At 36.8% G+C, this 16,118-nt stretch carries 9 protein-coding genes and 1 pseudogene; all 10 read right to left on the bottom strand.

The genetic code is table 11. The features are described 5' to 3' along the window. Nucleotides 1–88: 88 nt before the first annotated feature. The 10 genes and pseudogenes from EO121_RS02815 to EO121_RS02775 all read right to left on the bottom strand — a co-directional run bounded on the left by EO121_RS02815 (nucleotide 89) and on the right by EO121_RS02775 (nucleotide 16,083). Entirely contained in the window at nucleotides 89–1,741 is a 1,653-nt protein-coding gene (locus EO121_RS02815) for a ShlB/FhaC/HecB family hemolysin secretion/activation protein (protein ID WP_127165852.1), read from the bottom strand. 65 nt (nucleotides 1,742–1,806) lie between these two features. After that, nucleotides 1,807–3,342, bottom strand: a complete 1,536-nt coding sequence (locus tag EO121_RS02810; protein ID WP_164725840.1) for an immunity protein YezG family protein — start codon at nucleotides 3,340–3,342, stop codon at nucleotides 1,807–1,809. A gap of 19 nt (nucleotides 3,343–3,361) precedes the next feature. After that, nucleotides 3,362–3,628: pseudogene (locus EO121_RS02805) on the bottom strand (DNA/RNA non-specific endonuclease); the annotation flags it as partial. Between the two features lie 30 nt (nucleotides 3,629–3,658). After that, nucleotides 3,659–3,796 carry a hypothetical protein gene (locus tag EO121_RS08615; RefSeq protein WP_164725839.1) on the bottom strand — a complete coding sequence of 46 codons (138 nt, stop codon included), beginning with the start codon at nucleotides 3,794–3,796 and terminating at the stop codon, nucleotides 3,659–3,661. A 160-nt stretch (nucleotides 3,797–3,956) separates the two neighbouring features. Beyond that, on the bottom strand, nucleotides 3,957–4,532 hold the full coding sequence (locus EO121_RS02800) for a hypothetical protein (RefSeq protein WP_127165848.1): 576 nt from the start codon (nucleotides 4,530–4,532) through the stop codon (nucleotides 3,957–3,959). Nucleotides 4,533–4,538: 6 nt separating this feature from the next. Beyond that, nucleotides 4,539–7,052: a hemagglutinin repeat-containing protein gene (locus EO121_RS02795; protein ID WP_164725838.1), complete on the bottom strand. Its 2,514-nt coding sequence runs from the start codon at nucleotides 7,050–7,052 to the stop codon at nucleotides 4,539–4,541. Between the two features lie 231 nt (nucleotides 7,053–7,283). After that, nucleotides 7,284–8,426 (bottom strand): hypothetical protein, encoded by a 1,143-nt coding sequence (locus EO121_RS02790; RefSeq protein WP_127165844.1) that lies wholly within the window; start codon nucleotides 8,424–8,426, stop codon nucleotides 7,284–7,286. 9 nt (nucleotides 8,427–8,435) lie between these two features. Further along, nucleotides 8,436–13,349, bottom strand: coding sequence for a hemagglutinin repeat-containing protein (locus tag EO121_RS02785; RefSeq protein ID WP_164725837.1), 4,914 nt, complete (start codon nucleotides 13,347–13,349; stop codon nucleotides 8,436–8,438). A gap of 183 nt (nucleotides 13,350–13,532) precedes the next feature. Then, on the bottom strand, nucleotides 13,533–15,914 hold the full coding sequence (locus EO121_RS02780) for a filamentous hemagglutinin N-terminal domain-containing protein (RefSeq protein ID WP_164725836.1): 2,382 nt from the start codon (nucleotides 15,912–15,914) through the stop codon (nucleotides 13,533–13,535). Beyond that, the gene (locus EO121_RS02775; protein WP_127165838.1) at nucleotides 15,877–16,083 is read right to left on the bottom strand and encodes a hypothetical protein; all 207 of its coding nucleotides are present in this window, start codon (nucleotides 16,081–16,083) and stop codon (nucleotides 15,877–15,879) included. The genes EO121_RS02780 and EO121_RS02775 overlap by 38 nt, the downstream gene beginning before the upstream one ends. Nucleotides 16,084–16,118 lie beyond the last annotated feature (35 nt).

The raw sequence follows: 16,118 nt of genomic DNA, 5'->3' as shown, positions 1-16,118 counted from the left end.
AATATTCTCTTCATTCACAAAGGCTAATCAATACATCTCAAAGATATGTCACACTGTCAAAATAGCATCCAACCCATATTCTAGTTCTTTACAATGCCACACTCATCTGTATCCCTAGGACTCGGTGTGGTACTGTAAAACCGTTTGGTACTTGTAATGGTGTGGACAAGAATATATTGTAATTAGCACTTCCATAATGTCCTTTCATACCAACAGCTCCGCCCCATAGCTTTGTACCCAATATATCTTCTGTAGATTTGCCGTACACTTTACCATAATCTAAACCTAAGTACAGTGTATGATTCTGATTTAATGATACATCTAAGGTGTTCCGTACATAAAATCCTTGCTCTGCAGCTAGGTTTCTATCTCCGGTAAAGCCACGTATATTATGCCATCCACCGATATTAAAGAACTCACTACTGTACAGCTTACTATTCGTATACTGTCCTTTTGCTTCCATTGTATAGGTAGCTTTCCGATTCCAAAGCGTCAATGTACGCTGATAGTTCACTTTCCCCGTATATATATGATATTGTGTGGTAGCTTCTCCTAAATAATCGGTAGGTCCAGGACTAGCCCACCAAGGAACACCTCTTTCATATTGCACCAACCAATCTAAACTCTCATTCTTGCCATATCGTTTTTGATGTATTCCTATAGACCAAGATGTGGTATTTCTCCGCTGCACATCAATTTCACTACCATTGATAAAAGAATGCCTTGTCTTATGTGTAAGACCTTGCACTAATTCTGTAATCTGTTGACTGTTTCTGTGCAATACATGTTTCCATCGTAATTCATCACTAGTAAAGTTACCGCTAGAAATAAATGGTTTAATGGCATAGGCAACCCGTTGTTGATAGTCTGAATTGGAATGGCTAAGGGTAATGCTATCATTTCCAATAGGTATTTGGTATGATACATAATTTGATGTGCTTACATTGATACTATCTGAGTGTCTAGATCTAGTTAAGCTATAGTACAAAGTATCACTACGATCTAATGGTCTACCTACTGTGATGGATACATTTCCTTGAAAGCGCCCTGTTCCTTCATTACCGAAATTATCGAATCCTGTGGTGACCTCTACTTTAGACTTATTTTCTATCTGAAATACCACTATAGATGTACCTAAATTACTTCCCGGTTGTAACTGTACCTTAGCCTTCTGATGGGGCACTGTATTTAAATTATCTACAGTTTGTTCTATCTTCCGCATATTTAAGATATGCCCCTTATGAAAGGCTAATGCGTTTGTATAATTACCTGCCACACCCTTAAATTGTATTTCTTCCACAGTTCCTACCAGCAAGGATAAGCGAAGTGTACCATTCCCTATATTTTGAGGCTCCATATAGACCCTAGAGGTGACATACCCTCTATCTAGTAAGGCTGTGTTCAGTTCATCCAACACAGCGTTAATTGATCTTACTCCATACAATTGATGTTCTTTCTTAGCCACCATAGTTTGCAGAAAACTAAACTCTGCTGGAACCTGTGAAAGTTCAATATGATGAATTAAAAATTCTGGTTCATCATTTGATAGTTGATCTATCTTTTGAGGTACTACCCCCTCTGTAAGAACTGTGAAAGCTGGTGTTTCCTTTTGTTCCACATGAGATATAGAACGCTCCATCTGTTCTAGCAGTTTACTTTGCTCATCTATAGTATTGGCATAGGTACTATAATTGACAACACCCATAGGCAAAAGTGCGAGTGCTAAGATGACTTTTCTCATGGTAATACCTTTCTAAATATGTTCAATCAAATATTCTCCCCTGTACAATTCTATACACCTTCTTATTAAAATTTTGCATATTCATTTTCTGGTACAATAGTTGCTATCTTGTCTTCAGGCAAGTTAGGACTCTTAATGCCTAATTTTTCATAAGACCATAGGTCAAAGAGTTCATTGTCATAGGTTTGCTCTGCTAATACATCGTAACCAAAGTTAGTAGAAATATTTCGTTCTTCATCTATCATATAGGAGAACACCGTCCACGGTTCAAGATGACAAGCAATAAATGCATTTCGCATATAATGCGACCACAGTGCTAGTTGTTCCATTGTAGCATCATAAGTCGCCTTAGAACCCACCTTCCGATCTACCATCTCTTCAAAAGTAAGGTATTCACCATCGACAATGATATACCCTAGTTGACGACATACAGTTCCATCATTTTCTACATATAGGTATACCCGCTGATATGTACCTGGCAAGATAGAATACAAAATATCGTAACTATTTTGAAGATATTGTGGAATCAAATCGTGAATATCTTCCCCGGTAAATTCTATAGCTGGATCTACACTAACCATTTCTTCTTCCTCCTCTTCCATAAACTGAGACATATCTATGTGCATAGTCCCTGTGATACACCCCTCATGAGATGCTACTGCATGCGTGTGCAGAGGTTCTCCATCTGGGGAGAAATATCTTTTTTCCCAAGCTTCTACTAAAGCTAGCTCATCAGTAAAATTATCTTCTGTGACATTGTCATATACATAAGAGAGTTCACCGGTGGAAACATCGAAAATGTAGTCAATAGATGTATACATTTTGCTGCAAATACGATGCAACTCATCAATTTCATCAATACTTCCCTTTAATGAGATAATTAACTCTTGATATGTACACATCTTATCATTAGATTGTATATTTCTAATTCGTGTCCAGTTATTATCTATAGTATTAATGTAAAGACTAAGTTTCCAATTTTCATGCAGCCTATCTAAATGAAAGTATAGCTTTTTAGTTTTACTAGGCAAATACCTATTGATATACATAATTTGTTTATAGAGCAAGTTCTCTAGCAAATCAGGTATTTTAAGAGTTTTTGTTCTACGCTGTAATATTCTTTTAGGTTGTAAACTGCACTTATCAATATACTTTTCTGCTTCTATTTCCTCCTCCCTTATAAATCCCTTTGTATTTCCTACCTCTACATATGACCATAAAATATACGGTGTATGTGGATATTCATAGTTACCATACAAATCTTCGCTATATGTATATCTAGAATCTCCATTTTTTCCAATCTCAATATTCAGTATATTAAGAGTGTGCACATTATCCTTATTCTTAAACTTATATACTTTGAGAAAATTATCCACTAACATATTAAAAAATGACCTATCTCCAATACGTTCAGAGGAAAAACAAAATAGCTCTCCCTCCATGATATATGTTCCATCCTCAAAAGTAATTATGTATCTTGGTGCTAAACTTGACCTCCAGCACTGTCCAAAAAAAACTAAACTTTCCCAATTATCTTGTAACAAAATATTTAATCTAGCTTTTAGTAAGTCAGTCAACTTAATTGCTACTTCATCTTTCATTTCTTTTACAAACATATATTCATCCTCCATTAGGAAGAAACTGAATAACCTCAGGATTGTCATCTACTTTATATATAACATCAAATCCCGTTGGTCGTTTATTCACTCCATCATATACTATATCTATCGTTACCTTTACCTCCTTCCCCTCTTGTAACGCATTCTTCCATTGATTTTCCATTATTCTATAATCGCTTCTATTTACAATCTTTTCCATAGCAACTAGATTATCTAATTCTCCTGAGCCTCCAAAGATTTTAGCTATCAGATGCCCCCCTTCGTCACCTGGTAATCGATCATCACCGCCTGCTTTTAATTAATCTCGGTTATTTCTCTTACCAGCTTCTAAGCGTAAGTCTCCTTGGGCTGCTTTTATACGTCCTAATTCATCGGTTTGGTAATAATACCCTTTACTCTCATATACAATGTTTTCTTTTAATTGTCTTGTTTTCACTCCCGGTTTATATTGCTCACCATTCCGATAAATATCTGAACTATCAGCTAATTTTGTTGTGTTTGTAGTAGGACTTAGCGTTTCAGTAGTAGATTGTTTAAAGGATACTCATAGATTTCTGCATAACATCTAGGTTTTAACTATTATTTAGAAGTATTGTTTATTTCTCATTCCTCTTCATATATTCTTTAATTAAGGAATTGTTTAGTTCTCGGAGACCTTGTGCTACCTTTTTTCCATCTTTATAGGAAAAACGAGATTTTTCTATAGAAGATAAAAAGACTTCAATATCTGGTCTTCTTTTATACAACAAATAAAAGGTATTTATATCTTCATCATCTATATCTTCAAAATTTGTTAAAAGAGTAATATCATCTAAATACCCATATCTTAATTCCTCAATACTCGAATAAAATGAGCCTCTTCCTTCTACATCAGTAATATAATTTTTTTCATATTCACCATTTAAGATTTTAATAATATGTATATCTAATCCCAATTTTATTTTTGTATATCCTGATAATCCATAAGTATATAAATTATCACCTTTTACAATATACGTATACATATCATTTTCTATAGTTAGATTATTAAAGTAATCTCTCAATTCATAAAGATAGGTTATTTCATATCGAAAAAAAGTTTTTGTAGTCATATACCGATGAATATTGATATATAGATAAAATGTACCCATTAAAGACATAATTATTAAAAACCATACATACACTTTTCTCATTCTTCATCACCCAATAGACATAAGTTCATCCATTTTAAATGCCACATCATACGTTGTCTTATAGGCAAATATTTTTTTCCTTTTTGACTGTTGTAAAATATATGCATCTTCCAAAAATTCAACTTTAGATTCATTTTTATCATGATCCCAATTATCTATAATAGTAATTTTTGCATAAACCAGGTCTCCCTCAATTTGATATGTCGCTATATAGCTTGCTGTTCCATACGCTAAAGCTTCATCGACTCCTTTCCAATAATAAGAAATAGTCCCTTCATGTGTTAATTGTGGTAAGTCATACATATAAGTATTTAATATGGTCTTAGAAATTATTTCTTTATTCAGTTCATCGTTATTTGCAAGATATTGATGTACTTTAGAGTTCTCATTTAAAACATATAAGGGAAAGCCTGGTAAAATCTCTTCAGATTTTTCTATAATATCTTGATTATTTTCTGGTTCTATAAATAACCCCAACAGTTCGGTTGCTTGTGGTAATTTTTTCGCCTTTTTATTCCAATAGAGGATACGCCACAAGTCATTTTCTGCTTGGTTAATAGTCTCTTCATCATAAGGATTACCTTCATCTTCCATTTCTCTATATTGAACTTTAAATTTTTCAATAAACGCATTATATCTTTCTTGTCGTATGGTCTTTGCATGTTCATTTAGTAATAAATTCCACTTAACTCCATAATGACTAATACTCCCACCTAGCTCTCCCGTTCCTCCAAGGAGTTTATCTGTTGCATATCCCAAGGCATATGCTAGCCATTGTGCTTTTGCTGGATCGCCATTAGATGCTTCTAATATAGCTGGTGCTAGGAGTTCAGATAGTCCACCTGCTGCAGTGCCTACACGTGTATTACCATTCACTATATTAGCACTTATATTGCCTACTATAGCATGTAATGCCACTTTTTCTGATGAGCCTTCCTTCCAACCTGCCATATCAGAGATATGATGAATCGCTTCATTGGCATATTTGTTAAATAATTTAGTTAGTTCTTGTCGTTCTTGTATGTCTTGCTTGTTGAAAATAGTATCTAATGCTTGAAGGCTGTGATTAATATCTCTATTAATTTGACTTACATCCACCCTAGGATTCTCTACATCAATCGTTCCAGGTGCAATAGCAGATCTAGTCACACTGTGTACTTCTTTTCTTTCACCTGGCAACATATTGGGTAATAGGCCTACTTGATTATACAAGCTATTAACATACTTGAGGTGGCTTGTATACTCCTTATCTTGATTCAACTGTTGTAAGTGTTGTATCTTAGCTGGAATGCTAAGGTTTTTATCTGTGAGTATAGCATTTTTTCTATCTCTCATGTGCTCCAAAGACTTCCTGTATTGTACGTCAGATAGATACGATACTCCCTTAGACCCATAGGTATATTTCGCCCTATTCTTCATATCTTTCATCACTAGGTATTTTGTTTTTAATGTATTCGTATCTGTACGACTAGCTAAGAGGGCTCCTTCTAATGTGGTCGTATTGCCTACGGATATGTTGAATCCTGTACTTCCTGCATAAAGTCCAGACTGGTGGATCACAGAGGTGTATTTGCTATCTATATCCGTCCGTTGCAAGGAGCTTTGTAACGATTTAAATGCTCCCTTTTTAGATAGGCTAAGCCCCATGCCACCAGATGTAGTATGGTCTGTATAATCATGTGTATCTTGTACAGAGTGAATCTCTAAATTTCCACCAATATTTGCTTGGATAGCCTCTCCTTTGAAAACACCGTCTTTAATATTCAAATCCTGTTTTGTACTTACTCCAAGGGTATTCGATGCAGTTATCTTCGTAGGAGCATGAACTATATCTGTGCCTGCTATACTACCTTTACTACCACTGGCATTGACGGATATATCGGAGAATCGGTGTTGTAATACATCATAGGAAATACCTAAGGAGCCTTGTTTCTGTTTCATACTCTGTGTCATCTCAGAAGTCGTTTCTTTGCCCTTCACATAGATACTGTTCGCAGAATCTAAGGTAATGTCCTTGCCTTGTACATCACTTTCTTCTATGCGAAGATCGTCCTTCTTAGTGGTAACACGAACATGCCCCTCTGACACAACCGTCGATGCTTTTGCTATCTTACTATCTACATTCGTAGAAGCTTCGCTTCGTTCTGTGCCTAAAGATAGATTGAGGTGTAAACTCTTGACTTGATCTTTCAGTTTAGATTTTTCTAAAGATGTCTTAGCATCGTCATAGGTTTTGTAGGCTAATAGAGCTTTCAATCGTTCGTCTTTTACAGAGTTTGCTCGCGTCAATGTACCCACTGCATTGGTTGTGGTATCTACTAAGCGATTCGACAATGAGAGAGTAAGCCCACTTTTAGAAAATCTATGTGTTTCTTCTGTATGGGATGTGGTATACCCATTACGGATTGTCACGCCAGACCCTTGGACCTGAATATCCCCTTTAGATGTTACATCACTAGCTTCTACTTGTGTGGATCCTGTAGCACCTAAGGTGACAGAACCAAAGCGGCTTCCAATCACGCTGCCTTTGGCTATACTACTCTTAGCATCATAGGTGTCTCTTTGTTTTTGTGTACCAATGGTAAGGCTAAGACCGCCATTACCAAAGATACCCGATTTACGTACTTCCTCACGATGAGTGGCACCAGATTCTTCAGGAGTTGAATTAAAGTTTCTTTTCCCTGATTTATAACGTTTTCATTTAATTATACAGTAACAAAAATAGTAAAATTAGTATCTTCTAATCAATATCTATCCTTTAGACTTGATTATTGTATCAACACAAGAATATTCACTGCGTTGGAGACCAAATAGCAATTCCCCTAGCTCTATCTCTTTTTTCATTTCTTCTCCAACTACGTCTATATATACCTTATAATTTATTTCTTGTTGTCTATCATATCCTAGACGTTCCAATATATCTATAGCTTCATAATACAGCTTTGTAGTGAAATCAAATAACACCTCTGCATCGTCACCAAAAACATTCCTTTTAATAGTTATTATATTAAATTCATTGTCCCTAACAGTTATTGTTTGTTGTACCTGTATATAAAACGTTTTTATATACAACGATACATATATATATGTTGCTGAAACAACTTGAATATCTCCTTCATTAGTACAATAGGTACCTATATGCCATACATAACTTTGTTCTTTATCTGGTAGTCTACTCCCTCCATATTTTTTACATAGGGAATCTAACTCTTCAATTGCTTGAGAATGCATATATCTAGGAATACAGTCATCCACAACATACTCCTCGTCTATAAATTTACTGTGATTTACTAAATGTATGATTTCTTCTGCAATATTAGTTAAAGATTGATCAATATCCTTTTCAATTTTACCGCTAGAATCACCAAGTTCCTCACCGTAACACAATATATATCCCAAATAGTGTTGGCATCCTAAAAATTCCTCACCTGACCTTGATTCATCCATGGGCACTAAAGGAATCCTTTGATGTATATCAACAGTAGAAATGTTACTATAGCCATTTAATTTCAATAATTCTTCAATATATTGTCTTTCCTTTAAATAATCATAAAAAACATCCTTCATAGTTATTGCATATAAACTAAGGCTATTAAAAAATATACCATACTTTTCACGATTACTTAAAATCACCTCATATTCATAATAAATTTCATAACATGGGGACTTAGGATAAACCTTAACCTTCATAGTTGTCACAAATGTATCACAATCATTAAGAGTTAATTTTGGGCGCCCATATCGTATAAGTAGTTCTGGACCAAAACTATTTACTATATAATTTTTAAGTTTACAGTCTGAATATAAAAAATCAAACGACTTGTAATTTTCTACTTGATTTATTATTTCTTTCTTTCTTATAATACATTGATTAAAGGAATCTTTATTTTTCATTATAATACCTCATCGAATTCTTAAAACCCGATTTTTCTTTTGCTTGTTTTGTGGAATTAAATCGATATTTACCTCATCAATATGTTTCATATTTCTATCAAACTTTTCAAATCTGCCGTGCATTGTATCTATTGTATAATAAAACCCATTATTATCTTTATATACTATTCTACCATCTAATGACCTTCCTACTTTTTCCCATCCATAATCTGAAGCAATTCCTTTTAACTTAGCAAGTACTGTTCCTATTCTTTCTTCTACTGGCATTTTAGAAATCGCTTTTTCAAACTCTTGAGCTCTTGAATCACTAGGTTGTAATGAGTCTATTCCATCATTTTTACTATTCGTACTCCGCTTTATAAATAATGTATTAAGATTATGATTTATCTCTCCAGAAAATTTCTTTAATGAAAGTAACCCGTGTGTAGTAGAAATAATACCTTCACCACTATATCCTAATGCTGCTCGTCCATAATTTAAATTACCAATAGATCCTACATGTGATTTATAAAAACCACTAGCTACTTCAAATCCACCTTGTGCTCCCCCAACTATATTTCCTATAACTTTACCAGCTAAGTATTCTGTACTATTCGATGAAATAGGATTAATTTCAAAAACATTTTTAGCTATAGAATGACCTACTCCATAGCCTACAACATCATCATACCCTTTTACTGACCCTGCAAGAATTTCTATTGTTTTGGCTAAAATAGGACTTGAAGCTTGACGATTAGCAGCAAAAGCTCTTCCATTATAAGTAACATAGTTGACCGTTTCTCCATCCCACTCTGTTCTTTGAACATTCCATCCATGATCAGCCAAAAAATCTCCAAATTGATCATAAGTATAGTCGGCGTTTCTATTAGTAAATAAAAACTCTCCATTAATATAGACGTAATTATTACCATCATATGATGTTACTACTCGACTTCTTCTATCAGCATAAATATCGCCATCATTTAAATATGAATTTTTTGACGAGTATAGAATACCGGCTTCGATGTCCCTTCTAACATCATTAGAAAACTGCACACTTTCTAGGCTACGCTCAGTCATTTTCGCTAATGTATAGTTGAGACCTTTTTTAAAATATTCAGGATTTGTCCATGTATATATACTATCAGCTACAGAACCATCTATTATTTCATCTTTCTCATCTTCTGTACCAATACCATGTTGTACCCTATAATTACTAATAGCAAAATACATTCCAATTATTTCAGCACGTCTTTTCTCACTCTCTGCTTCCATAAGTTGCCTCAAAAATGCTTGTTGCTCTTCATGTGTTAACCAGTTAAATTTATCTGCATAAGTTTTTAACGAGTAATAAGGATTATTCGACTTTTCTGCTATAAAATTTGATATAGAATAAAGCCCCTTTAATACATTTGATGGAAGTTTTTTACTATACTCATTTATAGAGCCATAAAATCCTCCTTGAAGCATATTATATCCGCCCAATGAGCTGAGAAATCCACTCGCTATACCATGAGCAATAACCTTATATAAACCTCCATCTCCCCACTTATGATAATTACGTTCCAGCTTATTTACTAATGATTTATTTCCACTCTTTTCAGCCTCTACCTTTTTTGACAACAAGGATTTTTGTTTTTTATAAGCAATATCACCAATTAAGGTAAAGATTTTACTTGATAAATTTCCTATATATTCAGACTTTTCTATAGCTTTGTTCTTTATAAAAATCTGAGGTAGTGGATATATATTATCCTCTATGTTGCTATCTTCATTTTTTAAGGATACATTGATCCCATCTGTTACAATACTACCTTTTGCGATAAATGTTTTTGTTCTATTGGAAATGCTATCACTTATAGGGGGCAAGTGAATGCCAGTATATTGAAAATCTATTTTATTATTGGCTTTATTACCTATATTAATTCTATTACTTATCTTACCCAAATAAGTATGCCCTGTTACACTATATTTCGCCCTATTCTCCATATCCTTCATATCTAGATATTTTGTTTTTAATGTATTCCTATCTGTTTGACTAGATAACAGGGCCCCTTCTAATGTGGTCGTATTGCCTACGGATATGTTGAATCCTATACTTCCTGCATAGAGTCCAGATTGGTGAATCACAGAGGTGTATTTGCTATCTATATCCGTCCGTTGCAAGGAGCTTTGTAACGATTTGAATGCACCTTTCTTAGATAGGCTAAGTCCCATGCCACCAGATGTAGTATGGTCTGTATAGTCATGTGTATCTTGTACAGAGCGAATCTCTAGATTTCTACCCACATTTGCCTCAATAGCATCTCCTTTGAGAACACCATCTTTGATGTGTACATCCTGTGTTGTAGTCACTCCAAGGGTGTTAGTTGCTATTATCTTTGTAGGATCATGGACTATGTCTGTACCGGCTATACTACCTTTACTGCCACTGGCATTGACGGATATATCGGAGAAGCGATGTTGTAAAAGGTCATAAGAAATACCTAGAGATCCTTGCTTCTGTTTCATACTCTGTGACATCTTAGAAGTTGTTTCTTTGCCCTTCACATAGATACTATTTGCCGACTCTAAGGTAATGTCCTTGCCTTGTACATCGCTTCCTTCTATGCGGATATCATCCTTCTTTGTGGCAATACGAATATGTCCATCGGATACAACGGTCGATCCTTTTGCTATCTTACTATCTACATTCGTAGAAGCTTCGCTTCGTTCTGCGCCTAAAGATAGATTGAGTTGTAAACTCTTGGCTTGGTCTTTCAGTTTAGATTTTTCTAAAGATGTCTTAGCATCGTCATAGGTTTTGTAGGCTAATAGAGCTTTCAATCGCTCGTCTTTTACAGAGTTTGCTCGCGTCAATGTACCCACTGCATTGGTTGTAGTATCTACTAAGCGATTCGACAAAGAGAGAGTAAGCCCACTTTTAGAAAATCTATGTGTTTCTCCTGTATGCGATGTGGTATAACCATTGCGAATTATTACGCCAGAGCCTTGAACCTGAATATCCCCTTTCGATGCTACATCACTAGCTTCTATTTGTGTAGTGCCCGTAGCACCTAAGGTGACAGAACCAAAGCGGCTTCCAATCACGCTGCCTTTGGCTATACTACTCTTAGCATCATAGGTGTCTCTTTGTTTTTGTGTACCAATGGTAAGGCTAAGACCGCCATTACCAAAGATACCCGATTTACGTACTTCCTCACGATGAGTGGCACCAGATTCTTCCTGTGCTGATGTAATAGTCAAATTGCCTTCACTCGTAACCGTAACATCTGCATCACCCACTATATGGCTGGCTTTAACTAGTACGTCTTGCTTACCATCTACCTTAACAGTACCACTGGAAATTGTAGAACCTACGACTGTATCTGTACGTTTATGGTCATAGATATCCCTTGTAGTAGATGACAAGAACCCTCTATCTTTTTGATGTATCTCAGATAGTGTTTCATGACGCTCAGTACCATGTGCAATAGATACTCGACCTGCTTGTACATCTACAAGACCCGTTTTACTATGTATAGTGCTTCCTTTCATAGATACATTGTTATCCATACGCACCTTAACACCAGTCTCGCCTTCAATGGTAGCTCCTAGATTCTGTTCATCTATGACCATCTTACGGTTGAAATAGTCACTACCTCTAGCACCCACAGCTACATCTGACAAAGTTTTATTCGTTACATTCTCAAGGGTTAGAGAGTTTCCGCTAAGGTCCACAGTGTGTCCCATCATGCGAGAGCCTTGTAAGGTGATCTCTCCCCCTTGGACTTGTACCGTATGTCCTTGTACGGTACTTCCTAGGTACTTAGTGGACTCTAAGGTTACACCACTAGCTATATGGCGATTTTGTAAGGCAAGAGCAGAGACCTGTATATCTTTCCCTGCTAGATTGACCGTACTATTTCCCTGTATAGTAGCCCCTACAGAGTGTATGGTATCTCCTTGGATATGGATACCGCCATCACTAGTGATACTTGCTGTGCCATGTGCTGTATCTTGTTGACTTCCCAATAAATTATTAGTCGTTACCTGCGTTTCATTACGGATATCCTTTCCTTCTATGTGAACACCATCTTTACCATGTATACGACCCGAAGTATTTTGTAACATATCTGTGCGTATAGAAACTAGATTACCATTGATACTCCCGTTGAGGTTTCGAACATTGTTACCTACAATGGACAAAGAATCCTTAGCTTGTATAGTGCCCGTATTATCTACCTTTTGGCTTATTACCTGCACATCTTTACCTAAGACGATACTACCATCTTTGCGCAAATCTCCAGGTTGCAAGATACTGTTAGGTATACCTGAAAGTAAAGACTGATCATGACCTGTATATTTCGTAAGGGTATGACCACTTTGACGGAGTTCTTCTTTCGCTATTTCTTGATCTGTATATCCATTGCGTAATCGATTGTACACTCGTTCTGGGTCGGCTTGTAATCTAGTGACCATATAGTCACTAGACAAAAACTCTTTTTTATCTGTATATAAAGGGTTCTCTTCTACTTTAGCTACGGCAAGGGGATTCATCGTCATATAGAGTTGTTTTGATGGTTCCAACACAGGGGTTACTAACTTAGAAACATCTGTAGGTGCCACTGCAGTTTCAACCTTTTTATCTCGCACTGCATAGGCTGTTCCATCTGCTTCAAGTGTTGTATTGATAAATGCATTAGACTGGATGCTCGTAGTTCCGTGACTGCCTAATACGGCAATACGTTCACTGGATGGACTACTTTCAGCATCAAAGATTGTATGATGTTCATAGGGAATATCCGTATGTCCATAGACCCACTTTTTACGTTTCCACCAGCGTTTTTTCTGTTTATACTTCCAATAATGTCTATCTCGGCCTATATCATCATAATGAACTGTCCCTTGGTATCCTGTGTTGGTAATGGAATCTGCCGTAACCTGTAAGCCATCCTTCGCCATAATTTGGCTGTATGTATTTTGCACATCTTGCCCTGTAATATGAATGGTGCCATCGCTAAGTATTCTAGATGTGGCAGTTTCCTCTTCTATGGTTCCTGTATGAATCGTTCTATGGTATTTTCTATCTGCCTCATAATAGTTAGGCTGGTCTAGATGCGGTATGCCCTCATACTTATCTTCTTCTCAAATGGTCCACCCCGTCTTAAACACATCCTTATAGTTTTGTATCTTAGGGGCTTTGATAGTGAGATCACCTTTGACAATGACATCTGAGGACCTATTTTCAAAGCTCTCTCTTCCTAGCACATAGGCATTACCTTTTACATAGATATCTGAACCAAAGTAAGAACCTTTGCTATTAATATTCCGAATGTGGCGACCTTGCGCACGCAAATTACCTAGCACATGCCACAATCCACTGGTGTTCGTCACATTCTCTTTCATATCTATCTCTGTATCGTTTTTTGCAAAGAGAATGCCTTTCGTATTGGCAAACGTATCTCCTTGTATCTGCAAGGTATCTTCTGCAATGATAGCCCCTGTGTTTATGTTTTCTAAGTTGCCCACAGTTACGTGCATCGTACCATGACTGACTACATGGGATGCATCATTTTGTAACGTATCTCCCGTGATATGTAAACTGCCACCAGTTTCTAACACAGAGGAATTGATATTTCGGATATGATACGCTGAGACGTGGACAGTCTGACTTGCCTTCATAATGCCCTTATCTTGTACAAGCTCGTTTCCATCAAATTGGAGCATATCTTTACTTTCTACAAACCCTACATTGTGCATAGTTTTGGCAGATATATGCATAGTCTCTGCTGCTATATTCCCTGTATTCTCTAAGGTATCAGTGTCAATACGAAGGTGACGATCCCATAGTTCACTGCGACGGTTACGTAGATGGTCGCTGATGAAAGTGCTATCTATCTGTTGTCCCCCATAGCCTTTGCCTACGATATCTATGTAACTTTTCCCTTGCAAGGTCATGTGAGTGCCATTGATTACACCGAATCCGTTGACGGTCATACCATTGGGGTTTACGATGACCACATCTGCTGGATTCCCTGCCACTTCTATATATCCCTTCAACGTAGATGGGTTCGTAGAGGTAACTTCATTAATGATTGTCTTAGCACCATTCCCAGCTAAGAACATATTTTTATCTATGTAGCCAGCTAATTGTGTCTTTGTGTATTTCGTAGCATTATTGAGAATAAGACCTCGCTCTTTCACATTAAACTGTGTATATACATTGTGAGAAACACCGTTTCCATCAACACCGGCAATGTGTAGGATATCTATGCCATTCCTCGTCGTATCTAGGATCGGTTGACGATTCTTAGGACTATTCGCATCTACAACAATAGGTAACTCTTCTTGTGTATCCTCTACGACAACCTTGCTAGGTATGTGGGGAATAGGTTGTATAGTCGGTGTATGTAAAGGGTTCTCTAGTGTTGGTTTTGGAATATCTACAGGCGTTTCAGGCGTAGGTGTTTGCGATTCTATATGCAGTTTATCTTTTGATAGTACTTGTATATGGTTTCGATCTACTTCTACCTGTTTTCCACGTACAGTGATATCCCCAGACTGAGAGCGTATGCCGCCTTGATACACAATAGAGTCTGTACCTTGGATAGTTATATTCTCAGCACTGGAAATCACTCCCTGTCCACGTAGATTAGTAACATTTGCCTCAATCTGTTTTCCTTGTAGGTTCCCATCATTGGTAAAAGTAGCACTTTGTATTGTCACACTTTCATCGCCCACTATGGTGCCACGATTATGGAAGTCTTGGCTACGAATCACTACTTCTTTGGCACTGTGAACACTTGTAGGCTCTTGCTGTGAACCACCTTGTTCGATGGTGAGATTTCCCGCTGTGTCAATATGTAGGGTGCCTGCTATGGCATCGATAGAGCCACTGATATTAACACCTAATCCAGATTCTGTACCGATTAAAGAAATGGTATTTCCATACATGCCACCAAGAGCCCCTACATCTAAAGCAACTCCTGTAGATGTACTTTCACCAGATTCCCTAGCTGTGACAGTTCCATCTGCATAGTTCACTGTATTACGCCCTGTAACAGCACGAATCGCATCTTGTGCCACCACATCTGCATTGATACGTATCGTCCTTGCTAATAAATCTACCTTTGAAATAGGGGTATATGAGTTAGCTCCACTATGTTCCGTAGGTGCATTGATAGCCCCTGTTACATCAATCTTTCCTTTCTCAATAACAAAGTTTTCTAACCGACCATCTACCATGTGTGGGACACCTGTAGTAAGCGTAGCTTTTGGGGTGTTAATAAAATGAACCCCTTTGATAGAAATCCCGTTAGGATTAGCAATGACCACATCTGCTGGCTGTCCTACTACTTCAAAAGTTCCTGCTAACTGGGATGTAGAAGTCCCTACTACTTCGTTGACAATAAGGTTGCCAGACTCTCGTAAGTTAGGGTTTGCATTTACAGGACCAATCTGAGTACTAACTGTAGGTGTAATGGCGTTGTTAAAGATAGCCCCCCGTATCTGTAGAAAAGGACTCATACCGATTATGCGATACACCATGGTTCGGACTTACAATCTGTATAACGGGAACAGCTTGACTATTGTCCACCATGACCTCGTGACTTACAATTCCCTGTGCCGCATAGGTCCCTAATTGCAGCGACAACGTAATCCATAACGTTAAGAGTTCTTTTCTTTCTTTTTTCATAATCAATACCCCTATTACTTAATGACCATACCTCT

It is taken from the genome of Veillonella sp. CHU732 (assembly GCF_003992085.1).
GTDB lineage: Bacteria > Bacillota > Negativicutes > Veillonellales > Veillonellaceae > F0422.
Note: the sequence above shows the minus strand (reverse complement) of the source record. Positions and strands in the feature narration are given on the sequence as shown.